The sequence below is a fragment of the Pseudomonas sp. Sample_14 genome (assembly GCF_004307515.1).
Lineage (GTDB): Bacteria > Pseudomonadota > Gammaproteobacteria > Pseudomonadales > Pseudomonadaceae > Aquipseudomonas > Aquipseudomonas atacamensis.
The window spans coordinates 114,288-140,962 of the sequence record NZ_RCOC01000093.1 but is presented as its reverse complement, the minus strand read 5'-3'; the positions used below and the strand labels follow the sequence as shown (position 1 = coordinate 140,962).

23 protein-coding genes and 1 pseudogene are annotated in these 26,675 nt (G+C 60.5%); 5 read left to right on the top strand and 19 right to left on the bottom strand.

Annotated elements, in window-relative coordinates:
* Positions 1–33: 33 nt before the first annotated feature.
* Complete coding sequence (locus D8U61_RS23020) at positions 34–2,286, top strand: glycoside hydrolase (protein WP_125925838.1); 2,253 nt, start codon at positions 34–36, stop codon at positions 2,284–2,286.
* Between the two features lies 1 nt (position 2,287).
* Here the strand turns inward: D8U61_RS23020 and D8U61_RS23015 are convergent, their stop codons facing one another.
* From D8U61_RS23015 to D8U61_RS22955, 13 genes are all read right to left on the bottom strand, one after another.
* Positions 2,288–2,914: a class I SAM-dependent methyltransferase gene (locus tag D8U61_RS23015; RefSeq protein ID WP_016772211.1), complete on the bottom strand. Its 627-nt coding sequence runs from the start codon at positions 2,912–2,914 to the stop codon at positions 2,288–2,290.
* Positions 2,915–3,019: 105 nt separating this feature from the next.
* A complete protein-coding gene (locus D8U61_RS23010) occupies positions 3,020–3,376 on the bottom strand; it encodes a hypothetical protein (protein WP_016772210.1) in 357 nt (118 codons plus the stop codon).
* Positions 3,377–3,689: 313 nt separating this feature from the next.
* Positions 3,690–4,334 carry a methionine ABC transporter permease gene (locus D8U61_RS23005; protein WP_083353966.1) on the bottom strand — a complete coding sequence of 215 codons (645 nt, stop codon included), beginning with the start codon at positions 4,332–4,334 and terminating at the stop codon, positions 3,690–3,692.
* Complete coding sequence (locus D8U61_RS23000) at positions 4,324–5,445, bottom strand: ATP-binding cassette domain-containing protein (protein WP_125925837.1); 1,122 nt, start codon at positions 5,443–5,445, stop codon at positions 4,324–4,326. The genes D8U61_RS23005 and D8U61_RS23000 overlap by 11 nt, the downstream gene beginning before the upstream one ends.
* A 2-nt stretch (positions 5,446–5,447) precedes the next feature.
* Positions 5,448–6,257, bottom strand: a complete 810-nt coding sequence (locus tag D8U61_RS22995) for a MetQ/NlpA family ABC transporter substrate-binding protein (RefSeq protein ID WP_130927707.1) — start codon at positions 6,255–6,257, stop codon at positions 5,448–5,450.
* Positions 6,258–6,382: 125 nt separating this feature from the next.
* Positions 6,383–7,741, bottom strand: a complete 1,359-nt coding sequence (locus D8U61_RS22990; protein ID WP_125925835.1) for an LLM class flavin-dependent oxidoreductase — start codon at positions 7,739–7,741, stop codon at positions 6,383–6,385.
* Positions 7,741–8,934, bottom strand: coding sequence for an SfnB family sulfur acquisition oxidoreductase (locus tag D8U61_RS22985; RefSeq protein ID WP_125925834.1), 1,194 nt, complete (start codon positions 8,932–8,934; stop codon positions 7,741–7,743). Before D8U61_RS22985 ends, D8U61_RS22990 begins: the two co-directional genes overlap by 1 nt.
* A gap of 27 nt (positions 8,935–8,961) precedes the next feature.
* The gene (locus tag D8U61_RS22980; protein WP_125925833.1) at positions 8,962–10,203 is read right to left on the bottom strand and encodes an SfnB family sulfur acquisition oxidoreductase; all 1,242 of its coding nucleotides are present in this window, start codon (positions 10,201–10,203) and stop codon (positions 8,962–8,964) included.
* A 263-nt stretch (positions 10,204–10,466) separates the two neighbouring features.
* Positions 10,467–11,231, bottom strand: coding sequence for a hypothetical protein (locus tag D8U61_RS22975; RefSeq protein ID WP_130927706.1), 765 nt, complete (start codon positions 11,229–11,231; stop codon positions 10,467–10,469).
* 462 nt (positions 11,232–11,693) lie between these two features.
* Entirely contained in the window at positions 11,694–12,443 is a 750-nt protein-coding gene (gene tcyN, locus D8U61_RS22970; RefSeq protein WP_076565047.1) for an L-cystine ABC transporter ATP-binding protein TcyN, read from the bottom strand.
* A 4-nt stretch (positions 12,444–12,447) separates the two neighbouring features.
* Positions 12,448–13,113, bottom strand: a complete 666-nt coding sequence (gene tcyL / locus D8U61_RS22965) for a cystine ABC transporter permease (protein WP_016772200.1) — start codon at positions 13,111–13,113, stop codon at positions 12,448–12,450.
* Positions 13,113–13,913 (bottom strand): cystine ABC transporter substrate-binding protein, encoded by an 801-nt coding sequence (gene tcyJ, locus D8U61_RS22960; protein WP_125925831.1) that lies wholly within the window; start codon positions 13,911–13,913, stop codon positions 13,113–13,115. Before tcyJ ends, tcyL begins: the two co-directional genes overlap by 1 nt.
* Before the next feature lie 345 nt (positions 13,914–14,258).
* A complete protein-coding gene (locus D8U61_RS22955; RefSeq protein WP_125925830.1) occupies positions 14,259–15,257 on the bottom strand; it encodes a D-cysteine desulfhydrase in 999 nt (332 codons plus the stop codon).
* A gap of 190 nt (positions 15,258–15,447) precedes the next feature.
* Here D8U61_RS22955 and epsC point away from each other — a divergent pair, with 190 nt between their 5' ends.
* The 3 genes from epsC (at position 15,448) to D8U61_RS22940 (ending at position 19,383) form a co-directional block, all read left to right on the top strand.
* Positions 15,448–16,374 (top strand): serine O-acetyltransferase EpsC, encoded by a 927-nt coding sequence (gene epsC, locus D8U61_RS22950; RefSeq protein ID WP_130927705.1) that lies wholly within the window; start codon positions 15,448–15,450, stop codon positions 16,372–16,374.
* Positions 16,375–16,772: 398 nt separating this feature from the next.
* Complete coding sequence (gene betT, locus D8U61_RS22945; protein ID WP_160768576.1) at positions 16,773–18,734, top strand: choline transporter BetT; 1,962 nt, start codon at positions 16,773–16,775, stop codon at positions 18,732–18,734.
* A 247-nt stretch (positions 18,735–18,981) separates the two neighbouring features.
* Complete coding sequence (locus D8U61_RS22940; RefSeq protein WP_130887601.1) at positions 18,982–19,383, top strand: type II toxin-antitoxin system HicB family antitoxin; 402 nt, start codon at positions 18,982–18,984, stop codon at positions 19,381–19,383.
* A 38-nt stretch (positions 19,384–19,421) separates the two neighbouring features.
* On the opposite strand, the pseudogene D8U61_RS22935 reads toward D8U61_RS22940, so the two are convergent.
* Positions 19,422–19,544 (bottom strand): annotated as a pseudogene (locus tag D8U61_RS22935) (LacI family transcriptional regulator); the annotation flags it as partial.
* A 360-nt stretch (positions 19,545–19,904) separates the two neighbouring features.
* Between D8U61_RS22935 and mgrA the strand changes: the two are divergent.
* Positions 19,905–20,942: an L-glyceraldehyde 3-phosphate reductase gene (mgrA, locus tag D8U61_RS22930; protein ID WP_130927704.1), complete on the top strand. Its 1,038-nt coding sequence runs from the start codon at positions 19,905–19,907 to the stop codon at positions 20,940–20,942.
* Positions 20,943–21,072: 130 nt separating this feature from the next.
* On the opposite strand, the gene tauD is transcribed toward mgrA, so the two are convergent.
* The 5 genes from tauD to gshA form a co-directional block, all read right to left on the bottom strand.
* Positions 21,073–21,915: a taurine dioxygenase gene (tauD, locus tag D8U61_RS22925; protein ID WP_130927703.1), complete on the bottom strand. Its 843-nt coding sequence runs from the start codon at positions 21,913–21,915 to the stop codon at positions 21,073–21,075.
* A gap of 144 nt (positions 21,916–22,059) precedes the next feature.
* On the bottom strand, positions 22,060–22,893 hold the full coding sequence (gene tauC / locus D8U61_RS22920; RefSeq protein WP_130927702.1) for a taurine ABC transporter permease TauC: 834 nt from the start codon (positions 22,891–22,893) through the stop codon (positions 22,060–22,062).
* Positions 22,890–23,684 carry a taurine ABC transporter ATP-binding subunit gene (tauB, locus tag D8U61_RS22915; protein ID WP_130927701.1) on the bottom strand — a complete coding sequence of 265 codons (795 nt, stop codon included), beginning with the start codon at positions 23,682–23,684 and terminating at the stop codon, positions 22,890–22,892. Before tauB ends, tauC begins: the two co-directional genes overlap by 4 nt.
* A 16-nt stretch (positions 23,685–23,700) precedes the next feature.
* Complete coding sequence (tauA, locus tag D8U61_RS22910) at positions 23,701–24,678, bottom strand: taurine ABC transporter substrate-binding protein (protein WP_024011179.1); 978 nt, start codon at positions 24,676–24,678, stop codon at positions 23,701–23,703.
* A 257-nt stretch (positions 24,679–24,935) separates the two neighbouring features.
* Positions 24,936–26,519, bottom strand: coding sequence for a glutamate--cysteine ligase (gene gshA / locus D8U61_RS22900; protein ID WP_041477477.1), 1,584 nt, complete (start codon positions 26,517–26,519; stop codon positions 24,936–24,938).
* Positions 26,520–26,675: the final 156 nt, after the last annotated feature.

Genomic DNA, 26,675 nt, shown 5'->3' with positions numbered 1-26,675 from the left:
AACGTCCCTTCTTCATTCGAAGAGGGACGTGCCATGTCGACTGTTTCCGGCTGGTTACGCGGATGGTTGCTGCTCGCTGGCTTAAGCCTGTCGCCGGCAGTACTGGCCGAAGTGCTGCTGGAAAACCAGCTTTGGCGGGTGCAGGTCGATCCTGCGAAGCTGGCGGTGCGCGTTGAAGCTGCCGGCGCTGCGCCGGTGCAGGCCTCGGCCGGTGTGCTGCGGCACAAGGTCAGCGACATGGTCAGGCGCGGCAATCGCATCGATTGGCAATGGGACGATGGGCGCTGGTTGCTCAGTGTTGACCTGGACCAGCGTGACCTGACGTTTTCGATTACGGCTAACTCGCCCTCGCAAATCGAGTTTATTCATCAGCCCGCCAGTGCAATGGGCCAGGCGCTGATCTGGCCGCTTGCCGAAGGGCGCTACGTGCCGCGCGGTGACCGGGTGTGGCAGAAGTTCCTGCTCGCGCAGGGCGCGCTCGATACCACCCAGGACTTGAGCCTGCCGCTTTGGGGGATGGAGTACGAGAATTTCAGCCTGCACTGGCTGCTGACCAACCCTTACAACAACCAACTGCGCTTCAAGACCAATGGTGATGCACTGGGGCTGTCGGCCCGGCATCGATTCACATCGCTTGAACCCTCAAAACCGCTGACCTTCAGCCTGTTTCTCGGCGATGTCGATCCCTTGGCCGGGGCCAAGCGCTACAAGCAGTGGCTCATCGAAAGCGATCAATATGAAACCTTGGCGAACAAGCTGATCAAGACCCCGCAAGCCGCCAAGCTGATCGGTGCCGCGCATGTCTATCTGTGGGGCAACGATCTCCTCGGCCCCGACGATGTGCGCAACTGGCCGCTGCTGATTGCCCGGTTGCGCGGCTCGGGTGTGCTGGTCAGTGAACTTCGGGCAGCGATGGATCCTGAAGCGCTGCGGTTGCTCGCCAGCGAGACCGTACTCAATCGCTATCAACAGACTGTGATGCTGCGCAGTCTCAATCGCGCGCTGAACGTTCAGGCGCGCAAAACCTGGCAGGCGCGTGCGGTGCCGGACATGCAGGCGCTGGCCAACGGGTACGCTGAGGTGCGCGAGCAGCTGGCCGATGTTCTGAAGGGTACGCTGGCGCCTGATCCTTCGCGCTGGGGGCGCACCTTGTCGCGACGAACCACTGAACGCTTGCAGAGCGCTGGACTTTCGCGTTTATGGCTTGGGCTCGGCGAGGGCTGGGAAGGTGGACTCTGGCACCCGGAGGCGGTGCGCGCCGCCGTCTCTGCGGGGTATCTGATTGCCCCCTATGACTCCTATGAAACCGCGCTGCGCGAGGACGAAAATCCGGACTGGACCACCGCGCACCTCGGCCATCGGGCCAATACCGAGTGTGCGATCGTGGAGCAAAACGGTGCGCTGAAAAGCGGGTTTCAGCAGTCCGGTCACTATACCGATCCGCGATGTGTGCGACCGTTGCTTGAGCGGCGCATCGATGCAATCCAGAAGGTTGCCGGGTTCAACAGCTGGTTTCTCGATGCCTATGCCGCTGGGATGCTCTTTGACAGTTATCGTCCCGGCGCACCGATGACCCAGGCGCAGAATGCCGCGGGCAACGTCGGAGCATCGCGCTGGATCAGCGAAGTGTTGCAGCTGCCGAGCGGCTCCGAGGATGGCAATGCGGCCACCGCTCAAGGGGTTTTGTTCGCACATGGCATGCAGACGCCAGTGATCGGTTGGGGCGATCGCGACATGCATCAGCCGGGCACAGCGGACTTTTTCGTCGGCCAATGGTACCCACCGGAGCAGCCAGCGGTGTTCTTCAAACCGACCCGGTTGAAGGCTGACTACCGACGCGTTCATTTCGCCCCCGTCAGCCGTTTACCGTTGTATCAGGCGGTGTTCCACGGCTCTGTCATCACCAGTCATCACTGGTTGTTCGATAACCTGAAACTGAGCGACGTGCGGGTGGAAAACGAGCTCACGCAGTTGCTCTACAACGTACCGCCGCTGTACCACCTGAGTGCGGCCAGCCTTGATCAGCGCTTGCCGTTGATCGTGCGTCAGGATCGATTCTTTCGTCCGCTGCACGAACGTCTGGCGACGCAAGCGCTGACCGCTTTTGACTGGTTGAGCGAGAATCGCCTGGTCCAGCAGACGACGTTTGCCGACGGCACGCGACTGCTGGCCAATTTCGACGCCGCTCCACGCAACTGGCAGGGCCGGACGTTACCGGGACACAGCATGACTGCACTGTTAGCGGACGGCAGCGACAGCCAGTATCAGGTACAAGCGGCGCCCTGATTCAGACTTTGCGCCACACGCTCGCCAGCCACGGCTGCTGTTCGCGCGGCAAGCCCGCAGGCCGGTAATAATGCTCCAGCTCGACAAAACCCGCCGCCGTCAGCAACCCGCGCCAGGCCTCGAGATCGTGATACGAGCCATAGCGCGGCCCGTTCCAGCCCTCTTGGTTGTCGCCACGCGGATTGGAACTGAACAGCGCGCCACCCGGTTTCAAGGTGCCGTGCAGTTGCCGTAGCACTTGCGGCAACACCTGCAACGGCACATGAAACAGCACGGCATTGGCGAAGATGCCGTCGAAGCGCTCGGCCGGCAGATCAAGCTTGAGAAAGTCCTGCTGCCAGACTTCGCAACCGCTGTCCTGGCGGGCCATGCGCGCGAATTCCTGTGAGCCATCAAGGCCGATCGCGACGTGGCCCATGCGCGTGAAGGTTTGCAAATCCCGGCCCGGACCGCAGCCGAAATCGAGAATCGAGAAGGGTGCTTCACCGTGAATGTGGCGCAGCAAGGCCTCGATGTTCTGGCTGACATCGTGGTCGCGAGTGCCTTCGCGGAAATCCTCAGCCACCGAGTTGTAGTGACCGAGGGTAGTGGCGGTGATCTGTTCGAGGTCGCTGGGCGTTTGCTTCATGATCGATGCTGTATTGGCGGTGTGAGGGCGGACTATAAGCTTTTTCACCGGCAAAAAAACGCCGCCTGCGCTGGGGCCAGTGCAGGCGGCAATGGGTGCCAGGCTTCAGTGCTGCTTGGCTCCCAGACAATCGATCGAGCGGTCCATCATCGCCTTGGCCATTTCCAGCAGATGCCAGACCGAGAACACCATGGCCCGATCCGCGCCCCCGAGCTGGTCACCGCATTGATGGACGGTCACCGAAGCGCAGCGCAGCAGATCGGCAACATACAGTTGGGCGTCCTCCAGCGTCACATCTTCGCTGATACTGTAGACGCGTTTCTGTCCAGCCAACGTGACCTGATTGCCGGCCAGATGTGAGTCGACGGCGCGGCACAGTGCAGAGCGATCCTTGAGCAAATCCTCGGTGAACCGCTTGCTTGAGGTAAGGCTGAGTGGCGGATCGGCAAGTTTCTTTTCCATGGGTAAACTCCTGACTTCAAGTGGGAGCCAACCATTTCGCGACTAAACGAGCAGGACGGCGGCTGCACGCGGATCAGTTGCCGGCCGGACAACTGAATCCAGTCACCGCAAAACAGTGACGACCGGAGATTAGCTACAGGATATTTCGGGTACAAGCGGGCAAATTATTCTAGGAATCGTCCTGCAAACCCGCGTGCTTCAGGCTGGCGAAACGACAAAAGTGGTGTAGGAAGCATCTGATTTTTGCGAAGGGCGTTGCCCAAAATACTGCGATCACATGGGCCTGGTTGATGGCCACCTGCCGCCATCGACCTTAGCGCTTATTCAGCCCCCGCGCCAGCCTGTCGCCACCCAACTGAATCACCGCCACCAGCGCCACCAGCAAGACGATCACCGTCAACATGATCTGGCTATCGAAGCGCTGATAACCGTAGCGATAAGCGATATCCCCCAGCCCACCAGCACCAATTGCCCCAGCCATGGCCGACGAATTGATCATCGTCACCAGGGTGATGGTGAAACCGCCGACAATCCCCGGCAGCGCCTCGGGCAGCAGCACATGCCAGACGATATGCCAGCGCCGGCAACCCATGGCCTGTGCGGCTTCGATCAGACCATGATCGACCTCGCGCAGACTCACTTCGGCGATCCGCGCGAAGAACGGCGTTGCGGCGATTGTCAGCGGCACCACAGCGGCCCACACGCCATAGGTAGTGCCGACGATCAGGCGGGTGAACGGAATCAGCGCAACCATCAGGATCAGGAACGGGATCGAGCGGAACAGATTGACGAATGCACCCAGCGCACGGTTCAACAGCGGCGCCTGATAGATCCCGCCCTTGTCACTGGTGACCAGAATCACCGCCATGGGAATCCCCGCCAGCAGCGCGATCAGCGACGACACGCCGACCATCAGGAAGGTGTCGATAAAACCCTGCAGCAAGCGATCAAACCACATAGCCCAATACCTCCACTCGTTGCGCCCACTGCCCGGCGCGCTCGCGCAATTGCTCGGCGCTGAACGCCGAACCGCTGACGGCCAGTAACAGCTGCCCCAGCGCGTGTCCCTGAATTCGTTCGACGCCGCCCTGAAGCAGCTTCACTCGCCCACCCAACGCCGCAAACAACGCGGCCAGATCCGGCTCATCAGCGGCACTGCCGGTGAACTGCAAACGCAACACCACCGCTGCATTTGAAGCCGTGGATTGCGCCTGCAATCGGCTTTGCAGTTCTTCCGGCAAGGTGTGTTGCAGCGGTGCGAGCAAGGTCTGGCTGACTAAGTGTTGCGGATTGCCGAACACTTGCCACACCGGGCCTTGCTCGACCACATGACCATGCTCGAGCACGACGACGCGATCGCAGATCTCGCGGATCACTGCCATTTCGTGAGTAATCAGCACAATGGTCAGGCCGAGGCGTTTGTTGATCTCGCGCAACAGGCCGAGGATCGACTGCGTGGTCTCCGGATCGAGTGCCGATGTCGCTTCATCGCAGAGCAGAATGTCCGGGTCATGCACCAGCGCACGGGCGATGCCGACACGCTGTTTCTGCCCACCGGAGAGTTGCGCCGGGTATGCCTTGTGCTTGCTGTGCAGGCCGACCAGTTCGAGTAGTTCGCGAACCTTGTTGTCGCGCTGCTCCTTCGGCACGCCGGCGACTTTCAGCGGCAACTCGACGTTCTGCCAGACGGTCTTGGCCGACATCAGATTGAAGTGCTGGAAGATCATGCCGATGCGCCGGCGCAGGGCGACGAGGCGGTCTTCATCGAACTCGCCGATATCGACCTGATCGATCAGCACCCGTCCTGAAGTCGGCTGTTCGAGACGATTGATCGTGCGAATCAGCGACGACTTGCCGGCGCCGCTGCGGCCGATGATGCCGAACACTTCGCCGCGCTGAATCGCCAGGTCGATGCCCTGCAAAGCCGCGACCGGACCTTGCCGACCGTTGTAGGTTTTGCCCACGCCAATAAAGCGTACGTGGGCGCGATTCAACTCGGGGCGCAGCTCGGTTTTTTCAGCATTGTGTGGCTCTGGAAGCTCCAGTCGCCGTTGGGTCGCCGCAGTCATGTTCAGCTTTCCCAACCGGCCTGATAGAGCTTGCCGTGGGCCTTGTCCAGCGCCGCGCGAACGGCCGGTGAATGCTGATAGATGTCGACGAACTTGATCAGGCGCGGGTCGGTTTTGCTCTTCGGCTGGATGACGAACTGGATCACGTATTCCTTGTGATCGAGACCGTCGAACAGCAGCGCCGAGCCGGCATCGAAGGTCTTCGCCAGACGGATGTAGGCTGGATAACCCTGGACCAGATCAGCGTCGTCATAAGCGCGCACCAGTTGCACGGCTTCGACCTGCAGAATCCTGATGTTCTTCGGATTGGCGACGATGTCGTCCTCGGTGGCTTTGTAGCCGACGCCCGGTTTCAGGGTGATCAACCCGGTCTTGGCGAGCAATTGCAGACCGCGACCGCTGTTGATCGGGTCGTTGGCGATGGCGACGCTGGCGCCTTCGGGCAGTTCATCGAAGCTTTTGTATTTCTTCGAATACAGGCCCACGTTGTTGATGATCCCAGGAGCGAATGGCACCAGATCGAAACCGGACGCGGCTTTGGCGTTTTCCAGAAACGGAATGTGCTGGAAATAATTCACATCAATGTCGCCAGCGGCGAGGCTGACGTTGGGCGCGATCCAGTCGGTGAATTCCACCAGCTCGACTTTCAGGCCTTGTTTGGAAGCTTCCTCGACGGCGGCTTCCAGCGGAATGGCGAAAGCGGCGGTGGTGCCGATTTTCAACGGGGCGTCGGCGGCGAAGATAGCCGAGCTGAACAGGCCGAAGGCCAAGGCCAGTGCTTTGACTGGGTGGGACAGGGTTTTTTTGGTCATGATGAGTTTTCCAGTCAGTGCATAAGATTTGTGTGTCTGTTGTGGCCTCATCGCTGGCAAGCCAGCTCCCACAGGTTTTGTGTACGCCGCAGACCCTTGTGGGAGCTCGCTTGCCAGCGATGCTTTTAGCGTCGGTACGAAGAGCCGGTATGTTGTTCAGGCAACTGCGCCTCACCGTGAAACAACTTCTCGCGTAAGGTCCCGCTGTCATACGCAGTCTTGTACGAGCCGCGCCGCTGCAACTCGGGAATCACCAGTTCGATGAAGTCGACATAGCTTTCCGGGGTGACGATGCGGGTCAGGTTGAAGCCGTCCAGACCGGTTTCGGCGATCCACGATTCGAGTTCATCCGCCACTTGCTCGGGCGAGCCGACCACGGTGATGTAGCGGCCACCGAGGGCGTGCTGGTCGAGCAATTTGCGCCGGGTCCAGTCATTGTTCTGCAGGTTTTTTGTTGCCGATTGAATGGCGTTGCTCTTCACGTACTGGATCGGTTCGTCGATTTCGTACTGGGCAAAGTCGATGCCGGTAGACGCGGAAAAGTGCGCCACGCCGGCTTCGGCGCTGGCATAGCTGAGGTACTCGGCATGCTTGGCCCACGCCGCTTCTTCTGTGGCGCCAACGATCACGTTGAGGCCCATGAACACCTTGATGTCCTGAGGATTGCGCCCGGCTTCGACGGCGCTGGCGCGGACCTTGTCGACCTGCATTTTGGTCGATGGTTTGTTCTGGCCGCTGATGAACACGCACTCGGCATGGCGCCCGGCAAACAGCAAGCCGCGGTCGGAGCTACCGGCCTGAAACAGCACCGGCGTGCGCTGCGGTGATGGCTCGCAGAGGTGATAACCCTCGACCTGATAGAACTCGCCCTGGTGCTCGACCTTGTGCACTTTGTCCGGGTTGGCGTAGATGCGCTGCTCGCGATCGTTGCGCACCGCGCCGTTCTCCCAACTGCCTTCCCAGAGCTTGTACAAGACTTGCAGATATTCTTCGGCCTGGTCGTAGCGGCGGTCATGTTCGACCTGTTCGCGCAGGCCCATGGCTTTGGCGGCGCTGTCCAGGTAACCGGTGACGATGTTCCAGCCGACCCGGCCGCGACTCAGATGATCGAGCGTCGACATGCGTCGGGCGAACAGATACGGCGGCTCGTAAGTGAGATTGGCAGTCAGGCCAAAGCCGAGGTTTCTGGTGACGGCGGCCATTGCTGAAACCAGCAGCAGCGGATCGTTGACCGGCAACTGGATCGACTCTTTCAGCGTGACGTCCACCGAGTTCTGGTAGACGTCGTAGACGCCGACGATGTCAGCAATGAACAAGCCATCGAACAATCCACGCTCAAGCAACTGCGCCAGTTCGGTCCAGTACTCGATCGTGTTGTAGCGGGTCGAGGTGTCGCGCGGGTGCGTCCACAGGCCGTGATTGATGTGGCCGATGCAGTTCATGTTGAACGCGTTGAGCAGAATCTTCTTTCTCGCAGCAGTCATCAGATCGTCCCTCGCAGCGGAGGGTTTTCATCGTTGAGGTAGTAATTGCCCACGGCGTGATATTTCCAGCGCACCGGGTCGTGCAGGGTGTGCACGCGCGCGTTGCGCCAGTGCCGGTCGAGGCCGTGTTCACTCAGCGTCGCCTGGCTGCCGGCCAGTTCGAACAGGGTGCTGCCAGCGGCGAGGGAAATTTCCGTGCTGATCGCCCGCGCTTCGGCGACTGCGATCGAGGCGGCGGCGACGGTTTCCGCGTTGGTGTCGGCTTGCGCGGCATCGAGGATTTCGCCGGCACGTTCGAGCAAGGCTTCGGTGGCGTGCAGCCGAATGCTCAAGTGGCCGAAACTCTTCAGCGTCAGCGGATCTTCGGTGGCCGTGTCGTTGCCGGAATCGATCCACGGACGGGTCTTGCTGCGCACGAAATGCAAGGCGTCTTCGTAAGCGGCGCGGGCAATGCCGGTGTCGATGGCGGCGTGGAGAATCTGCGCCAGCGGGCCGACCGTGGTCGGGCGTTCGAAAGCGCTCTGGAACGGCAGCACATCTTCAGCCGCTACATACACATCTTCGAACACCACCGAGCCACTGCCAGTGGTGCGCTGGCCGAAGCCGCTCCAGTCGTCGATTACCGTCAGGCCCTTGCTTTCGCGCGGTACGAAGACCAGTTGCTGCACGCCATTTTCATCGACCACTGAGGTCGGGATGCGCTGCGCGTAAATCGCCCCGGTCGAGTAGAACTTGCGACCGTTGATGCGATAACCAGCGCCGTCGCGTTCGAGGCTGGTGACGCGGTCGTGAGCGGTTCTGGTGCCCAGTTCCGCCAGCGCATTGCCGAAGCGCTGGCCGGCGAGGACCTCGGCGTACAGGCGCTGTTTCTGTTCATCGCTGCCATTCACGCGCAGCACTTCCAGTGCGTAGAAATGGTTCTGCGGAATCTGCCCGAGCGAGCCGTCGGCCTGAGCGATGAGTGCGATGACTTTGGCCAGGGTGACGTTGGATACGCCCGCGCCGCCATATTCTTTCGGCACGCTGATGCCCCACAGGCCGGAGCGGGAAAACACTTCCAGCTCGGCCAATGGCAGGCGGCGTTCACGGTCGCGCAGGGCGCTGTCGCGTTTGAAATCTTCGGCCAGGTCGCTGGCGACGATCAGGGCTTGCTCATCGCTGGTGATGAGCGCGACGTGATGGGAAAGCGTCATAGGGGGTTCTCCAGATGACTGGTCGTCTCAGATCCAGGAATGGCGAGCCGGCAAAGTGCCGTTCAGGCGATAGGCGCCGACCGCGTGATATTTCCAGCGCACCGGGTCGTGCAGGGTGTGCACGCGGGCGTTGCGCCAGTGGCGGTCGAGATTGAATTCGGCGAGGGTCGCGCGGCTGCCGGCCAGTTCGAAGAGCTTTTCGCTGGCCAGCAGCGAAATCTCGGTGGTCAGCACTTTTGCTTCGGCCACGGCGATCGAAGCGCGTGCGGCGGATTCGGCAGTCAGCGGCGCGGCGTGGACGTCATCGAGCACTTTGCCGGCCTTGCGCAGCAGCGCTTCGGCGGCGTGCAGTTCGATTTTCAGTTTGCCGATATCGGCAATCACGTAGAGGTCATCGCTGGCGCGCTCGACCTTGGCGTCGATCCATGGCCGCGCGCGGGTTTTGACGAAGTCGATGGCGTCGTCGATGGCGCCACGGGCGATGCCGGCGTCGATGGCCGCTTGAATCAGCTGCGACACTGCGCCTTGGGTGTTCGGCTTGTCGTTGATCTTCCAGTTGTCGATGACCAGGCTCGACTCGACGCGCACGTTGTTCAGCAGAATCGTGCCGCTCGCCGTGGTGCGCTGGCCGAAGCCCGACCAGTCATCGACGATGCGCAGACCCGGCGTGCCGCGACGGACGAAGGCCAGCACCTGTTTACCGTCATCGTTGAGCGCTTTCACCGCGACCCAATGCGCAAACAGCGCGCCGGTGGAATAGAACTTCTGGCCGTTGATCACGTGATCGTCGCCGTCGGCGCTGATTCGCGCCTTCAGTTCCAAGGTGTTTTTCGTGCCACGTTCCGGGCCGGCATTGCCGATGCGCCAGCCTTCCAGAACACTCTGGAACAGCTGCTTTTTCTGCGCTTCGGTAGCGGTGCCGAGCAGCAGATGGATGATGCCGAACTGGTTCTGCGGGATCTGTCCGAGCGCCGGGTCGGCGGCAGAAATGATCGCGAATACTTCGGCCAATGTGACGAAGGAAACCTGCGGGCCACCGTATTCGCGCGGGATGGCAATACTGCCCAGACCGCTGCGGGTGAACTGTTCGATTTCCGACCACGGCAGCTTGCGCTGCCGGTCGCGTTTGGCCGCCTGCACACGGGCGGCTTGCGCCAGCTCGTGGGCGGCCTTGATCGCTTGAGCGTCGTTGCGCAGTAGTTGCGCGGGCAACAACAGCGGGGCGATGTCCAGGTCGGACTGCAGATTCGCATCTGCAAGACTGGACATCAGTGCCGCTCCCTGGCTGCACGCAATGCCCTGGCGATCTGCACTGGGGTGATTGTGTTCCGGACCATACCTACCTCACATCTCATGAAAAACGCCGCGAAGTGCGGCGATTGAAAGAATGTCCGGTGGTCCGGTGCATATACCCTAAGCGTGTATAAAAATTAAATAAACTATCTTTTAGGAATATACATAGAAGGGAGGATGTTCGGCTTGGTTAACGAGTTTTGGGTGAGAGGTGACTGACCTCCCACCTTGGGCAGGTATCACTTGGTACGCGATTCGGCAGCCTTGAATTCGGGTTTCAACGGGACTTTTACGTACGGATTCACGCAACCGATTTTCAACGTGCGCGGCGGTGCCCAGCGCGAGTTGTTACCGACCCGGTCGAGGATGCAGTACGTCACGTCCAGCCGCAGGTCTTCGCCCGCTTCGACAATGACCGCCGGTGGCACCCAGACCTGAATCGGCAGCCCGACATCGGCCGCAGTGAGCACCGCCAGATCCATACGCACATCGCCCCAGCGCAGGGTGATGGCGTCGTATTCTGCCATGTTCAGATAAGGCTCGATGGTCAGCGGCACGCCGCGTTTGACCTGGCTGGGATTCACGCCCTGACGGCGAATCGCTTCGGGGATGATCACTGGCGCCAGTTGCTGGTTTTCGTCTTCGCACTGCCCAGTGGGCTGGCCCCCGGGGCAATCGAGTTTGACCTGCACCCGGGTCGCCGCCGACAGCGCCGGACCCTGGCCGACCTGCATCACGCGGTAGTGAATGCGTGCGGTGCCATTGGTGATGAAACTCTCCGGCACCCGCAGGCTGACCGACTCACCCACATCGTCTGCGCTGAGGACTTTTGACGCGACATAGCATTTGTTCCAGAACAGTTCGATCAGATCGCCAACGTCCATGTCGCGGTAGGGCGGTACATCGATCAGCAGATGGGCCGCTGTCGCCTGGTTGATGCCGGTTTTTTGTGCGCATGCCAGCGTTGGCGCTGCAAGTTCGGGTGTATGCGAAGTGCGGGTCATCGGTTTCTCTCCTTGAAGTCTTGCAGCGAAATCCGTTTCTGGAAAACAAAAAAGACGCGAATCAACTGGCAATAAAAGCGAGAACTATTTGTTCGGTTTTAGTGCGAGTTGTTTGAACTAATTGGCGCCGGTTGCCGACTAGATAAAAGTCTGCGGAGAGGGGTGTCAATAGAGCGGCTTAGTTAATGCGTGAATTACAAGTTAATCAGAAAGCTCCTACGTCACCTAGGCAATATGCCTAGTGGTACGCGCGAAACCAGCTACAGATAAATGGCTATTGCGCAGGGTTTTGCGCGGGTTTGTTCGCAGGCAAACGTATGAAAATATGACGATTCGGAGATGCGCGTAACCGTTGCGCAATATATATCTGCGCTCGCTAGTAACAAATGTAGAAAAGATTGAAATGCCGGGGGAGAGGTAACTTCCATCCGTGGAAGTGGAGGGGTATTGCTGAGAAAGTTCTCAGGCGTGATTCAGAAACTTACTGAGAAACTGTTTGGTGCGTTCTTCTTTCGGGTTGGCAAACAGTGCCTTGGCTTCACCCTGTTCAACAATTACGCCCTTGTCGAAAAACACCACGCGATTGGCCACGTCACGGGCAAAACCCATTTCGTGGGTGACAATCACCATCGTGCGATTTTCTTCGGCAAGACCGCGAATGGTCGCCAGCACTTCACCGACCAGTTCCGGGTCGAGCGCTGAAGTCGGTTCGTCGAACAGAATCACTTCCGGCTCCATCGCCAGCGCCCGGGCGATTGCCACGCGCTGTTGCTGGCCACCGGAGAGACGGCGCGGATAGGCGTCCTCTTTGCCGGCAAGCCCCACTTTGGTCAGCAGCTTTTTACCCAGAGCAACTGCCTGGTCGCGCGGCATCTTCTTGACCACGATCGGGCCCTCGATGACGTTTTCCAAAGCGGTGCGATGGGGGAACAGGTTGAAGTTCTGGAACACGAAGCCGACGTGCTGGCGCAGGTTGCGCACCAGACTTTGCTGCTGGTTCAGCGGGCGGCTGGTATCGATTTCGATATCGCCGACCTTGATCCGGCCGCTGGTGGGTTCTTCGAGGAAATTCAGGCAACGCAGGAACGTCGTTTTCCCCGAGCCGCTGGGGCCGATGATCGCGACGACTTCGCCTTCCTTTACCTCAAGGTCGATGCCGTTGAGCACGACCTGACCCTTGAATTGCTTGGTCAGTTTTTCCACGACAATCATCGCGTCAAGACTCCTGGTCGTGCCGATTGACCCGCTCTTCCAACTTGTTCTGCAAGTGCGAAAGCACTGTGGCCAGAATCCAGTAGATCAGCGCGGCGGCAAGATACATGGTGAAGACTTCGAAAGTCCGGGCGGTAATCAGCTGCGCCTGACGGAACAGCTCCGGCACCTGAATGGTCGCGGCCAGCGCCGTGTCCTTGACCAGCGAAATGAAGCTGTTGCCCAGCGGCGGCAAGGCCGTGCGCATCGCTTGCGGCAGGATGGCCCGGCGCAGGGTCTGCGCGCGGGTCATGCCGATACTCGCAGCAGCTTCCCACTGACCGCGTTCGATCGAACCGATCGCGGCACGGAGGATTTCACAGGCGTAGGCGGCCATGTTCAGCGAGAAACCGATCAGCGCTGCCGGCAGCGGATCAAGCTCCATGCCCAGTTGCGGCAAGCCGTAATAGATCACGAACAGCTGCACCAGCAACGGCGTGCCGCGAAAGAACGACACGTAAATGCGGGCCAGCCAACTGACCGATTTGAAGCGCGACAGGCGCATCAGCGCGAGGCCGAAGCCCAGCAGCAGACCGAAGAACATCCCGCCGAGGCTGAGGACTACCGTGTAGTACGCGCCCTTCAACAGAAAGGGCGCGGAATCCAGCGCGAGTTGGAAAGCCTCTTCCATTATTTAGTGACGTCTGCGTTGAAGTATTTCTTCGACAGTTTCTCGAGAGTGCCGTCAGCACGCAGTTCGTCGAGCGCGTTGTTCACCGCAGCCAGCAGTTCAGGCTCGCCTTTGCGCAGGGCGATACCGGATTCCTGACGCGAGAAGGCCTCACCGGCTGCGACGGTTTTCGGGGCTTTCTTGGCGTATTCGAGGGCAGCCAGACGGTCGATCAGGATGGCATCGGTACGACCGTTGTTGAGGTCGGCGAACTTGGTCGGATCATCATCGTAGGTGCGCACGTCAGCACCCGGCACGTTGGCGCGAACCCACTGCTCGTAGTTGGTACCCAGGCCGACACCGACTTTCTTGCCGGACAGGTCAGCGGCAGTCTTGATGTTCAGCGCCGACTCTTTGCTTTTCAGCACGAGGGCCTGGATGCCGGACACGGTGTACGGTTCGGAGAAGTCATACTTCTTCTTGCGCTCGTCGGAGATGGTCACTTGGTTGACCACCAGATCCAGACGCTTGGATTCAAGTGCGGCGAGGATGCCGTCCCATTTGGTCGGCTGGATCTTGGCTTTGACGCCGAGCTTTTGCGCCAGCGCTTCGGACAGCTCCACTTCGAAACCGGACAGCTTGCCGTTTTCGTCAACAAAGCTGAACGGTGGGTAAGTGCCTTCCAGGCCGACGTTGAGCACGCCTTTGTCCTTGATCTGTTGCAACTGCTCACCGGCCACTGCCTGACCGATCAGGCCAGCGCTGAGCGCAAGACCCAGCGAACCGACCAGCAGAGTGCGACGTAGTGCGGAAAAATTCATGACAAGCCCCTGTGTTTTCTTATGGAAGACGCTTAAGGAATGTAGGCAAATTGGTGATTTGAACGACAGCGCTATCCTGCCTTAAAGCAGCTTAAGCGTCTCGCCCGAAATTCGCCTGCGGCGAGACTATAAGATGTCTGTTTTAGACTTGAAAATACTAGATTATTTTTCTTTTAGAGTTTTTTGGAATATGCCCGTCCAGTTGTGGCGAGGGGATTTATCCCCGTTCGGCTGCACAACAGTTGCAAAGTTCTGCGACGTGTACTCACTTGCGAAAGCAAGGGGCCGCTCCGCGACCCAACGGGGATAAATCCCCTCGCCACAGGTAACTGCAATCTGGCGTGATCATCTTGTCAGAAAATCCTTGTAGGCAAACAACGCCGGCGCGCCACCGGTGTGCAGGAAGATGATCGGGCCGTCATCGAAGCGCTGCCGGCCGATCCCGTCGAGCAGACCGGCCATGGCCTTGCCGGTGTAGACCGGGTCAAGCAACAGACCTTCCTGAGCCGCCAACAGTTTCACCGCCGCCAGCGTTCCGGCATTCGGCTCGCCATAACGCGGGGCGAAATATTCGTCCCACAGCTCGACCTTGAAGCTGGCCGGCAACTCGACACCCAGCAGCTCAGCGGTGCGTTCGGCCAAACCATGAACCTTCGGCCGCTGGTCTTCTTCACTGCGCGAAACGGTCACGCCGATCACCGGCAGTTGCGGCAGCGCCTCACTCAGCGCCAGTCCGAGACCACTGTGAGTACCGGCACTGCCTGAAGCCAGCACCACCGCGGCGAAATCGAGGCCGCTGTCCCTGATCTGCTCAGCCAGCTCCAGCCCGGCGCGCACATAACCCAGAGCACCAAGGGCGTTGGAGCCGCCGATCGGCACCAGATACGGCTTCTTGCCGTTGCTGCGCAGGCGCACGGCGAGGGCGGCCAGTTGTTCGTCGGCATTATCGAGGTTGTCGACCAACTCGACCTTGGTGTCGAACAGATCCAGCAGCAGGCGGTTGCCGTTGCCGGTGTAATTTCCGTCATCAGTGCCCAGCGGGTTTTCCAGCAGCGCCACACAACCGAGGCCGAGTTTCGCCGCCAGCGCGGCGGTTTGGCGCACGTGGTTCGATTGCAGCGCACCGGCCGTGATCAGCGTGTCAGCACCTTGCGCGAGCGCGTCGGCGGCGAGGTATTCGAGTTTACGCAGCTTGTTGCCGCCCATCGCCAGCGGCGTCAGGTCATCGCGCTTGACGTACACCTCGCGGCCGAGCCAGGTGGACAGGCGCTCGAGTTTTTCCAGCGGCGTGGGGTGGCTCAGCAGTTCGAGACGGGGGAAGCGTTGCAGCTGTTGTTTGATCATGGGTCCGTACTGGCGCAGAAGAATGAAAGGACTATAGGCACGCGTTTTTGCACGGGCAACCGCCAATCGCTTATAGCCAAATGGACTGAGGCCAGCACTATCGGTTCTTAATTCGTCGGCAAAGGCATGCCGTAAAGTAGGCGCCGATGACGCGGCCAGACAGTCCGGCCGCCCGTGAGGAGTCTTTACCGTGAGCGAGCGTTCCAGCCATTGGCAATTGCAGACCATCGTCAGCCAGCTGCGCAGCGCGCGGGATCAGTGGCGCGCACAGAATGGTCGCGCTTCAGGGGAGCAGGGCGGCCGCGAATTGCCATCGCGAGCGGCGATGGCGGAAATCCTCGAGGCGCTGTGTGGCGCGCTGTTCCCGATGCGTCTGGGGCCGGTCGATCTGCGTGAAGAAAGTGAAGATTTCTACGTCGGCCACACGCTTGATGTAGCGCTCAATGCATTGCTGGCGCAGACGCGCCTGGAGCTGCGTTACGTTGCCCGCCACAGCGCGCAGGACGACAGTGAAGTCGAAACCCGCGCCATTCAGATCGTGCAGAATTTCGCTTTGGCCTTGCCGGGCCTGCGCACGCTGCTCGACACCGATGTGCTGGCGGCCTATCACGGCGACCCGGCGGCACGCAGCGTTGATGAAGTGCTGCTGTGCTATCCGGGCATTCTTGCGGTTATTCACCATCGACTGGCGCACCATTTATACCGTGCCGGGCTGCCGCTGCTGGCGCGGATCAGCGCGGAAATCGCGCACTCGGCGACGGGCATCGATATCCACCCGGGCGCACAGATTGGCCGCAGCTTCTTTATCGATCACGGCACAGGCGTAGTGATTGGCGAAACCGCGATCATTGGTGAGCGAGTGCGCATTTATCAGGCGGTGACCCTGGGGGCCAAGCGCTTCCCGGCGGATGAGGACGGCCAGTTGCAGAAGGGCCATCCGCGTCACCCGATCGTTGAGGATGACGTGGTGATTTACGCCGGGGCGACGATTCTCGGACGGATCACCATCGGCAAGGGTTCGACCATTGGCGGCAACGTCTGGCTGACACGCAGCGTGCCGGCGGGGGCGAATCTGACCCAGGCGAATCTGCAGCATGATGACGGGACGCAGAAGTAAGTCTTGAATCTGTGTTGTTGTATCGGGCCTCTTCGCGAGCAGACTCGCTCCCACATTGGAATGCGTTTCATATGTGGGAGCGAGCCTGCTCGCGAAAGATTTCAGGCTGGATCGAAGTAATGGCCTTCAGCCAATTCATAAGTGAACGAATCCCTCCAAACCCGCGTCATACCCCTCTTTTGGCGCTGTAGGAAACCTACCGCCCAGCTCTGCGATTAGTCCTTACCACCCCATTCATGTTTAACTTGAACGTTCATTCAAGTTAAACCGGTGGTTCGCTGCCCGCTCACAACAGGAGGCTTGCCTTTGCTGAGTCCGATCATTTCAGCCACGTTCCAATCCTTCGAGGTGCACCTTTCATGAGTGCATCGTCTACCCCCGCCAGCGGTCTGGTACGCATGAATCCGCCGGTGTTCTACTTCGCCGCGACGGTCATTCTGCTGTTTGGTCTGGTCGTCATCGCCATCCCCGAACAGGCCGGCGCCTGGTTGCTGGAAGCGCAGAACTGGGCGGCCAACACGGTCGGCTGGTACTACATGCTCGCGATGACCCTGTATCTGGTCTTCGTGGTGGTCACCGCCTTATCCGGCTACGGCAAGATAAAACTCGGTGCCGACCACGACGAGCCCGAATTCAGTTACCTGTCCTGGGCCGGCATGCTGTTCGCCGCCGGGATCAGCATCACGCTGTTTTTCTTCTGCGTTTCCGAACCGCTGACCCACATGCTGCAGCCGCCGCAAGGCGAGGCCGGCACGGCGGACGCGGCGCGCCAGGCCATGCAGATTCTGTTTCTGCACTGGGGCCTGCATGGTTGGGGCGTGTTCGCCTTCGTCGGCATGGCACTGGCCTATTTCGCTTATCGGCACAATCTGCCGCTGGCCCTGCGTTCGGCGCTGTATCCGCTGATCGGCAAACGCATCAACGGCCCGATCGGCTATGCGGTGGACGGCTTCGGCATCATCGCCACGGTGTTCGGTCTTGGTGCCGACATGGGCTTCGGCGTGTTGCACCTCAACTCGGGCCTGGATTATCTGTTCGGCATCGCCCACACCCAGTGGATTCAGGTCGGCCTGATCACGCTGATGATGGGCGCGGCGATCATCGTTGCGGTCTCCGGTGTCGATAAAGGCGTGCGGGTGATGTCCGACATCAACATGCTGCTGGCCTGCGGGCTGCTGCTGTTCGTGTTGTTTGCCGGGCCGACACAGCACCTGCTCAACACGCTGATCCAGAACGTCGGCGACTACCTCGGCGCCCTGCCGATGAAGAGTTTCGACCTCTACGCCTACGACAAACCGAGTGACTGGCTGGGTGGCTGGACCGTGTTCTACTGGGCCTGGTGGATTGCATGGTCGCCGTTCGTGGGCCTGTTCATCGCGCGGATCTCCCGTGGCCGCACTATCCGTGAATTCGTCTTCGGCGTGCTGTTGATCCCGCTCGGTTTCACCCTGGCGTGGATGTCGATTTTCGGCAACAGCGCCTTGGACCAGGTGCTCAATCACGGCATGAGTGCGCTGGGCATGTCGGCCATCGACAATCCGTCGATGAGCATTTATCTGCTGCTGGAAACCTACCCATGGAGCAAGACCGTCATCGCCGTGACGGTGTTCATCAGCTTCGTGTTCTTCGTGACGTCTGCGGACTCTGGCACCGTGGTGCTCTCGACCCTGTCGGCGAAGGGCGGCAACCCGGATGAAGACGGGCCGAAATGGCTGCGGGTGTTCTGGGGCGCGATGACCGCGCTGATCACCAGTGCGCTGCTGTTCTCCGGCAGCATCGATGCGCTGAAGTCGGCGGTGGTGCTGACCTCGTTACCGTTCTCGTTGATTCTGCTGCTGATGATGTGGGGCCTGCACAAGGCGTTCTATCTGGAGTCGCAGAAGCAGATCGCGCAGTTGCATTCGCTGGCGCCGGTCTCCGGTTCGCGGCGTGGCACCGGTGGATGGCGTCAGCGTCTGAGCCAGGCCGTGCACTTCCCGTCCCGCGACGAGGTGTACCGCTTCATGGAAAGCACAGTGCGCCCGGCAATCGAGGAAGTGACCGCCGTGTTCGTCGAAAAAGGTCTGCACGTCGTCACTCAGCCGGATCCGGCGCATGACAACGTCAGCCTGGAAATCGGTCATGGCGAGCAGCATCCGTTCATCTATCAGGTGCAGATGCGCGGCTACTTCACGCCATCGTTCGCGCGCGGCGGCATGGGTTCCAAGCAACTCAACAATCGCCGCTACTACCGCGCCGAAGTGCACTTGAGCGAGGGCAGTCAGGACTACGATCTGGTCGGCTACACCAAAGAACAGATCATCAACGACATCCTCGACCAGTACGAACGGCACATGCAGTTCCTGCATCTGGTGCGTTGATCCAACGGCTGAGCGCCGAGAGTTTTTTACGCCTCGGCGTTCAGCACTATGAACAGCACCACCGCCGCCGCCGGCACACCGAATATCGCACTGTCCATCGCAATCTTGGGCCCCGCCGTTGATCCGTCCATCTGTGATGATCACGAAACGGACTATTATTTATCCAAGTGTGTATGGTGTGTATCGCTGCGCGCTTTGTGCCCTAGAGTTGTAATTCTTGACGTCGGAAAGGGCGAAGGAAACCTTTATGAAATTCCCGGTCGTTCTGCACAAGGATGCCGACTCGGACTACGGCGTGGTCATTCCGGACGTACCGGGGTGTTATTCCGCAGGCGCCACGGTAGCCGAAGCTTTTGAAAACACGCAGGAAGCACTGGCGCTGCATTACGAAGGGCTGGTAGCCGATGGCGCGCCGTTGCCACAGGTGCGCGACATCGATGCCCACCTTGATAACCCGGATTACGCGGGCGGGATCTGGGGCGTGGTCGACTTTGACATCACGCCTTACTTCGGCAAATCAGTGCGCTTCAATGCCACATTGCCCGAGCAGTTGCTGGAACGTATTGACCAGACTGTCCGTCGAGACCGGCGCTACCGTTCCCGGTCCGGATTTCTGGCGGCCGCTGCGCTGCGCGAATTGTCGGTATGACGCAGATTCTGCGGGAACGAGCCTGCTCGCTCCCGCAGTCAGGTGCTTTCCCGCTCGATCACTTGGCATCGCAGCAGATTCAGCCGCTGCACTTCGTCGCTCGGCAATACCCCAAGGCTTTCCAGCACCCGCGTTGCCGCCAGCACGCCAATCTCCAGCGAGTCTGAAGCGCAGGAAAAAATGTGAAACGTTTCAGCAATTGGTCGAACCGGAGGTCGGCGCCGCGCTGCTTGGGCGTATGCTGGGCGGGTTGTTCAGAATTGGATATGAAGGCCGGACGTTGCGGCAGAACCTGGAGCTGGTTCGACCTGCAAATCGCTTTGCCTGATTGATGGGGTTTTTGTGGCGAGGGGATTCATCCCCGTTCGGCTGCGAAGCAGTCGTAAAACCAGCGCGCCCGGTACAGCTGATTCACCGAGGTTTCAGGTTTTGGGGCGGCTTCGCCACCCATCGGGGATAAATCCCCTCGCCACAAAGGTGTCCGGTTTCTGATGACTAAAAGACAGACAAGAGAGGATTCGATGACTTACACCGCTGCCGAAAACCGCTACGACTCCATTCCTTACCGCCGCGTCGGCCGCAGCGGTCTGGTGCTGCCGGCATTGTCGCTGGGCCTGTGGCACAACTTTGGCGATAGCACCCCGATCGACACCCAGCGCGCTTTGCTGCGCACCGCGTTCGATCTGGGCATCAACCATTTCGATCTGGCCAACAATTACGGCCCGCCGTACGGCAGCGCCGAGATCAATTTCGGTCGCCTGCTGCGCGAAGACTTCAAGCAGTATCGCGACGAGCTGATCATCTCCAGCAAGGCCGGTTGGGACATGTGGCCCGGCCCGTATGGTCAGGGCGGCGGTTCGCGCAAATACGTGCTGGCGAGCCTCGACCAGAGCCTGCAACGCCTCGGTCTGGACTATGTGGACATCTTCTATTCGCACCGCTTCGACCCGGACACCCCGCTGGAAGAAACCGCCAGCGCCCTCGCCACCGCCGTGCAGCAGGGCAAGGCGCTGTACATCGGTATCTCGTCCTATTCCGGGGTGAAAACCCGCGAGATGGCCGCGCTGCTGAAAGAGTGGAAAGTGCCGCTGCTGATTCATCAGCCGGCGTACAACCTGCTCAACCGCTGGGTGGAAAAGGATCTGCTCGATACCACTGACGAACTCGGCACGGGCGTCATCGCCTTCACGCCGCTGGCGCAGGGCTTGCTCACCGACAAATACCTCAACGGCGTGCCGGCGGATGCGCGGGTCAATCGCCCGGGCGGCGGCTCGTTGCAGGCTTCGCACTTGTCCGAAGAAAACATTGCTCACGTGCGAGCGTTGAACGAGATCGCCCAGCGTCGCGGCCAGAGTCTGGCGCAACTGGCATTGGCGTGGACCCTGCGTGATCCACGAGTGACCTCGGCACTGATCGGCGCGAGCCGGCCGGAGCAGATCATCGAGAACGTCGGCGCGCTGAAGAATCTGAATTTCAGTGCTGAAGAGCTGGCGGAGATTGATCGGTTTGCCCAGGAGGGCGGGGTCAATCTGTGGGAGAAGCCTTCGACAGCCGAATAAGCCGCTGGGAGGATCGTTCCCACGCTCTGCGTGGGAATGCCGCCCGGGACGCTCTGCGTCCCATCTAAAGCCGAACGCGAAGCGTCCGTTGATGCATTCCCACGCAGAGCGAGGGAACGATCATCAGCTATCACTTGAAGAACGGCACATCCCCCAACACCGTCGCCCGCTGCATCACCCGCCGCGCCGGTCGGTAATCATCCACCGCGTAATGCTGCGTCACGCGGTTGTCCCAGAAAGCGATGTCGTCCTTCTGCCAGCGCCAGCGAATGGTGAATTCCGGCCGTGTCGCGTGGGCGAACAGAAACTTCAGAATCGCCTCACTCTCGGTTTCGGACAGCTCGTTGATCTTCGAGGTAAACCCTTCATTGACGAACAGTGAGCGCCGGCCGCTCACCGGATGCGTACGAATCACCGGGTGCGACAGCGGCGGATTCTTGCGCCGCGCTTCTTCCCACTGCGCCAGCGCCTCAGGCGTGTTGCCGTAGCGCTCCAGCGGAAACGATCGGGTGAAATCGTGGGTGGCGGTCAGACCTTCGAGCAGGGTTTTCATCGGTGCCGACAGCGCTTCATATGCCGCGATGCCGCTGGCCCACAACGTGTCACCACCGAACTCCGGCAGCAACTTGGCGCTGAGCACTGCGCCCATCGCGGGCGTTGGCAGGAAGGTCACGTCGGTGTGCCAGATCGCGTTATCGCGCACGTCGGTGACGGCGGTATCAAGAATCAGCACTTCCGGTTGTTCCGGCACGTTCGGGTAAATCGGATGAATGTGCAGGTCGCCGAAATAATGCGCGAAACGTGCCTGCTGTGCCGGCTCGATCGGCTGATTGCGGAAGAACAGCACCTGATACTTGAGCAGCGCCTGCTCGATGGCGTCGCGGTGTGCCAGGCTCAGCGGCTGGCTGATGTCGACGCCACTGATCTGCGCGCCGAGGGCCGAGCTTAACGGGGTGATGCTGAGGGTGCTCATGGTCGTTCTCTTCGAATTCGGAGTGTCATGCTTTTGTGGGAGCGAGCCTGCTCGCGAATGCAGAGTGTCAGGCGACAGTGCAGTGACTGATCTGACGCTTTCGCGAGCAGGCTCGCTCCCACAGGGGAATTTTCACAAGGCGATTTAGTGCGCCTGGCCGTGCCATGGCACCAGTCTGCGCTGCAATGCGCGCAGGCCCATTTCCATGGTGAAGGCGATCAGGGCGATGACCAGAATCCCCAGCACCACGACATCGGTGACCAGAAACTGCGCGGCCGACTGCACCATGAAGCCCAGGCCACTGGTGGCCGCGATCAGTTCAGCGGCGACCAGGGTCGACCAGCCGACGCCCAGACCAATGCGCACGCCGGTGAGAATGTCCGGCAGGGCGCTGGGTAAAATCACATGGCGAATCAGTTGTGCACGAGTCGCACCCAGCGACTGCGCGGCGCGCAATTTCGCCGGGTCAACCGTGCGCACGCCGGTCGCGGTGGCGATGGCAATCGGCGCGAAAATCGCCAGATAGATCAGCAGCACTTTCGACAACTCACCGATGCCGCACCAGATCACGATCAGCGGCAGATACGCCAGCGGCGGGATCGGGCGGTAGAACTCGATCAGCGGATCGAGCACACCACGGGCGATGCGGTTGGCGCCGATGGCAATGCCCACCGGCACGGCGGTCAGGATGGCGAAAAAGAGTCCAAGGCCAATGCGGCTGAGGCTGGCGCCGAGGTGCTGCCACAAAGTCGAATCCATGTATCCGGAAGTCGCCAGCAACCAGCCCTTTTGCAGCACGGCGGAGGGCGGCGGCAGGAACAGCGGTTCGATCAGTCCGGTCGCGGTCACCGTCCACCAGATCGCCAGCAGGCCGAACAGGGTCAGCAGGCTGATCCAGCGAGTGCTGAGGCTGCGGCGCACCGGGATGCTCACCGAAGGTGTTTTCACCGCCGCAGCGGAAACGTCGTAACTGCTCATGCGCGCTCCTGCCGGGGTACGGCGCTGCGTTGCGAGAAGACTTTGCTCAGCACGTGCTCGCGGGTTTCGATAAAACGCGGATCGGATTTGATCGCACGGGCCGACTCGCCAGCGGCATAACGCTGACCGAAATCCAATTGCAGACGCTCGACGATCTGCCCCGGATTCGGCGCCAGCAGAATCAGGTCCGTGGCGAGGAACACCGCTTCTTCAATATCGTGGGTAATCAGGAAAACCGGCTTGGCCGTGCGTTGCCAGACTTGCAGCAACAGCTCCTGCATCTGCTCGCGAGTGAATGCATCAAGCGCACCGAACGGCTCGTCCATCAGCAACACGCGCGGGTCGGCGGCGAGGGCGCGGGCGAGGCCGACGCGTTGTTTCTGGCCGCCGGAGAGTTGCCAGATACGACGGCTTTCGAAACCGGAAAGATCAACCAGCGCGAGCATTTCCCGGGCGATTTTTTCGCGTTTGTCCCTAGCGACACCGGCCAGTTCAAGGCCGAAGGCGACGTTGGCCAATACGTCCTGCCAGGGCAGCAAGGCGTCGTCCTGAAACACCACGCCACGTTCGGCGCTCGGGCCTTTGACCGGCACGCCGTCGAGGGTGATGCGCCCGGCACCCGGTTCGACGAAACCGGCAATCAGGTTCAACAGCGAAGTCTTGCCACTGCCGGACGGGCCGAGGGCGACCAGCAATTGCTGCGGCCCCAGGGTCAGAGAAATATCCGCCAGCACCGGCTCGGGGCTGCCCGGGTACTGTGCGCTGATGCGCTCCAGCTGTAGCAAGGCCATCGCTGTTATCTCCCGATCAGTTGGTGATGTATTTGGCGCTGACGTAAGGCGCGTAGTCCGGCAGGACGGCTTCGACCTTGCCTTGCTCCTTGAGGAACGCGGCAGTGTCAGTGATGGCTTTGGTGGTCGGCGCGCCGAGATCACTGACCTGATCCGCCGCGAGCGGGTAGACGTTGCCCTGCAGCAGCAATGGGATGTCGCTGGCTTTGGCGCCAGACAGCTTCACCAGTTTGTCGACGTTGCTCTGGTTGGCCAGCCAGGCCTGCGGATCCTTGCGGTAAGCGGCGTAGGCGTCGAGGGTGACCTTGGCGAACGCAGTGACGATTTCCGGGTGCTTCTCGGCGAAGTCCTTGCGCACGATCCACGCATCGAAGGTTGGCGCGCCGAACTTGGCCAGCTCGCCGGAGGTGATCAGCACTTTGCCGTTTTCCTTGGCCACGCCCAGTGCCGGATCCCACACGTAAGTGGCGTCGATGTCGCCGCGTTTCCACGCCGCGATGATGGCTGGCGGCGCGAGGTTGAGCACGGTGACTTTCGACGGGTCGATGTTCCAGTGCTTGAGCGCGGCGAGCAGGCTGTAGTGCCCGGTGGACACGAACGGCACGGCGATTTTCTTGCCGATCAGATCCTGCGGAGTCTTGATGCCGGAGCCGTCGCGCGCGACCAGTGCTTCAGCGGCGCCGATCTGCGTGGCAATCAGGAAGGTTTCTACCGGTACCTTGCGGGTGATCGCGGCGGTCAGTGGACTCGAACCGAGGTAGCCGATCTGCACATCGCCGGACGCGATGGCGGCGATGATGTCGGCGCCGTTATCGAACTTGCGCCAGCTGATATCGGCCTTGGTAGCTTTCTCGTAGGCGCCGTCGGCCTGAGCGACCTTGGCCGGGTCGACGGTAGTCTGGTAGGCGACAGTGAGGTCGGCCGCCTGGGCCAGGAAGCTTGCAGCGGCCAGTGAGGCGGCGGCGAGCAGGCGAAGCGGGAAATTCAGTTTCAATTGAGAGCTCCAGATCAGGCGACCGAATGTCGGCGTGAGTGGAGACTAAATGATCTAAGAATCGCGAAATAAATAACTTTTTCGAATGAGCTTATGAGCGGAAAAATCTAAGGCAGCAGAGGATGTGAGCCTTTGACTGATCGTTCCCACGCTCTGCGTGGTAACGCCTCAAGGGACGCTCTGCGTCCGAAGTGACGCGGAGCGTCACAGGCTGCATTCCCACGCAGAGCGTGGGAACGATCAAGGCCGGGGCGGCTTTAATTGCTGATGGCGAGAATACTCGCCTGATACGCGCCGACAAACACATCGAAATCGCCGACTTCGTTCTGCTCAAGCTCGGTCTGCTGCGCCAGCGACGCGCGCGCCAGTTCTTCAAACTTCGCTTGCTCGTCAGCCGCCAACGGCTCGCTACGGAAGAACTCGGCGTGAGTCTGGCTCTGGCGCAGGGAGAACTGCGCAAAGCTTTCCTTGTGCTCGGCCATGGCCGCCAGCACCTGCGCCGATGGGGTCAGGGACGGGTCGTTGACCTTGGCCAGTTGCGCATCCAGCGCCTTGCTGTGGGCATCGCCGCCGACGCTCTGATCGAGCATCGCCGCCAGCGGAGCAATCTGTTCCAGCAGCTCCGCCGCCCATTGCTTCATCTCGACCGGCTGACCGTCACGCTGCAATTGCAGGCCCGGACGGCGACCTTCCTTGACCACGCTGAGGAAGTTCGAGGTGGCGTTGCCGCACGAAGTGTTTGTCAGCAGCGGGCTGTCGTTCAGCGCGCAGTACAGCAGGAAGGCGTCGATGAAGCGCGATTCGGTGAGGTCGATGCCCATCGGCAGGAACGGGTTGATGTCCAGGCAGCGCACTTCGACGTACTGGATGCCGCGCGCCATCAGCGCCTGGATCGGCCGCTCGCCGGTGTAGGTCACGCGTTTCGGGCGGATGTTGGAGTAGTACTCGTTTTCGATTTGCAGGATGTTGGTGTTGAGCTGCACCCACTCACCATCCTTGTGCGTACCGACTTCCACGTACGGCGCGTACGGCGTGGCCACGGCTTCGCGCAGGCTGTCGGTGTAGCTCGCCAGATCGTTGTAGCACGGTGTCAGGCCGGCCTGGGCGTTGCTCTGATATCCGAGATCGCTCATGCGCAGGCTGGTGGCGTACGGCAGATACAGCGTGTCCGGATCGAGCTGTTCGAGCTGATGCGAACGCCCGCGCAGGAAGCCGGCATCCAGCGCGGGCGAGGCACCGAACAGGTACATCAGCAGCCAGCTGTAGCGACGGAAATTGCGGATCAGCGCGATGTAGGACACCGACTGGAAATCGCGATCGGTGCCGACGAAACCTTCAGCCTCGCGCAGCAACGGCCAGAGTTGTTCCGGCAGGGAAAAGTTGTAGTGAATCCCGGCGATGCACTGCATGGTCTTGCCGTAACGCAGGGCCAGGCCCTTGCGATAAACGTACTTGAGCTGACCGATGTTGGAGGTGCCGTAATAGGCGATCGGAATATCTTCCTCGGCCGGCAACGGGCACGGCATCGATGGACTCCACAGATACTCGTTGCCGAGTTTGCTGTAGGCAAAACGATGAATCTTGTCCAGGCTTGCCAGCGTGTCGGCAGGATCCGGCAGGGCGGGGGTGATGAATTCCAGCAGCGACTCGGAGTAGTCGGTGGTGATCTGTTCGTTGGTCAGCGCGGAACCCAGTGCTTCGGGGTGCGGCGTTTGCGCCAGGCGACCTTCACTGGTCACGCGCAGGCATTCACGTTCGATACCGTGCAGGCACTGCTTGAGCAGAGAAAGGTTAGCGCGCTCGCCGAGCAGAGCCAGGCGGCGGTTGAGAAGTTCGCTCAATTTGGATTCCTTCACGCGTCAGTCGCCCCAATATGGGGGTGGGCAGGACGGTCTACAAGGGTGAAGTTGAAACTGGCGTTATCGCCTGGTTTGTAGCGGCAGGCCATTTGCCGGTCAGTCAAGAACTGCACAATCCCTGTGGGAGCGAGCCTGCTC

Bases quoted from the DNA above. Each gene is read 5' to 3' on its own strand.
- betT (WP_160768576.1), top strand. From the start codon at position 16,773: ATGAATCCGCCGGTGTTCTACTTCGCCGCGACGGTCATTCTGCTGTTT.
- tcyL (WP_016772200.1), bottom strand. From the start codon at position 13,113: ATGGAAGAGGCTTTCCAACTCGCGCTGGATTCCGCGCCCTTTCTGTTG.
- tcyJ (WP_125925831.1), bottom strand. From the start codon at position 13,913: ATGAATTTTTCCGCACTACGTCGCACTCTGCTGGTCGGTTCGCTGGGT.
- D8U61_RS23000 (WP_125925837.1), bottom strand. From the start codon at position 5,445: ATGACTGCGGCGACCCAACGGCGACTGGAGCTTCCAGAGCCACACAAT.
- tauD (WP_130927703.1), bottom strand. From the start codon at position 21,915: ATGAGCACCCTCAGCATCACCCCGTTAAGCTCGGCCCTCGGCGCGCAG.
- D8U61_RS23005 (WP_083353966.1), bottom strand. From the start codon at position 4,334: ATGTGGTTTGATCGCTTGCTGCAGGGTTTTATCGACACCTTCCTGATG.
- D8U61_RS23020 (WP_125925838.1), top strand. From the start codon at position 34: ATGTCGACTGTTTCCGGCTGGTTACGCGGATGGTTGCTGCTCGCTGGC.
- D8U61_RS22995 (WP_130927707.1), bottom strand. From the start codon at position 6,257: ATGACCAAAAAAACCCTGTCCCACCCAGTCAAAGCACTGGCCTTGGCC.
- D8U61_RS22955 (WP_125925830.1), bottom strand. From the start codon at position 15,257: ATGATCAAACAACAGCTGCAACGCTTCCCCCGTCTCGAACTGCTGAGC.
- D8U61_RS22990 (WP_125925835.1), bottom strand. From the start codon at position 7,741: ATGACTGCTGCGAGAAAGAAGATTCTGCTCAACGCGTTCAACATGAAC.
- D8U61_RS23015 (WP_016772211.1), bottom strand. From the start codon at position 2,914: ATGAAGCAAACGCCCAGCGACCTCGAACAGATCACCGCCACTACCCTC.
- D8U61_RS22975 (WP_130927706.1), bottom strand. From the start codon at position 11,231: ATGACCCGCACTTCGCATACACCCGAACTTGCAGCGCCAACGCTGGCA.
- tauC (WP_130927702.1), bottom strand. From the start codon at position 22,893: ATGAGCAGTTACGACGTTTCCGCTGCGGCGGTGAAAACACCTTCGGTG.
- mgrA (WP_130927704.1), top strand. From the start codon at position 19,905: ATGACTTACACCGCTGCCGAAAACCGCTACGACTCCATTCCTTACCGC.
- tauB (WP_130927701.1), bottom strand. From the start codon at position 23,684: ATGGCCTTGCTACAGCTGGAGCGCATCAGCGCACAGTACCCGGGCAGC.
- D8U61_RS22940 (WP_130887601.1), top strand. From the start codon at position 18,982: ATGAAATTCCCGGTCGTTCTGCACAAGGATGCCGACTCGGACTACGGC.
- D8U61_RS22985 (WP_125925834.1), bottom strand. From the start codon at position 8,934: ATGACGCTTTCCCATCACGTCGCGCTCATCACCAGCGATGAGCAAGCC.
- D8U61_RS22980 (WP_125925833.1), bottom strand. From the start codon at position 10,203: ATGTCCAGTCTTGCAGATGCGAATCTGCAGTCCGACCTGGACATCGCC.
- D8U61_RS23010 (WP_016772210.1), bottom strand. From the start codon at position 3,376: ATGGAAAAGAAACTTGCCGATCCGCCACTCAGCCTTACCTCAAGCAAG.
- tcyN (WP_076565047.1), bottom strand. From the start codon at position 12,443: ATGATTGTCGTGGAAAAACTGACCAAGCAATTCAAGGGTCAGGTCGTG.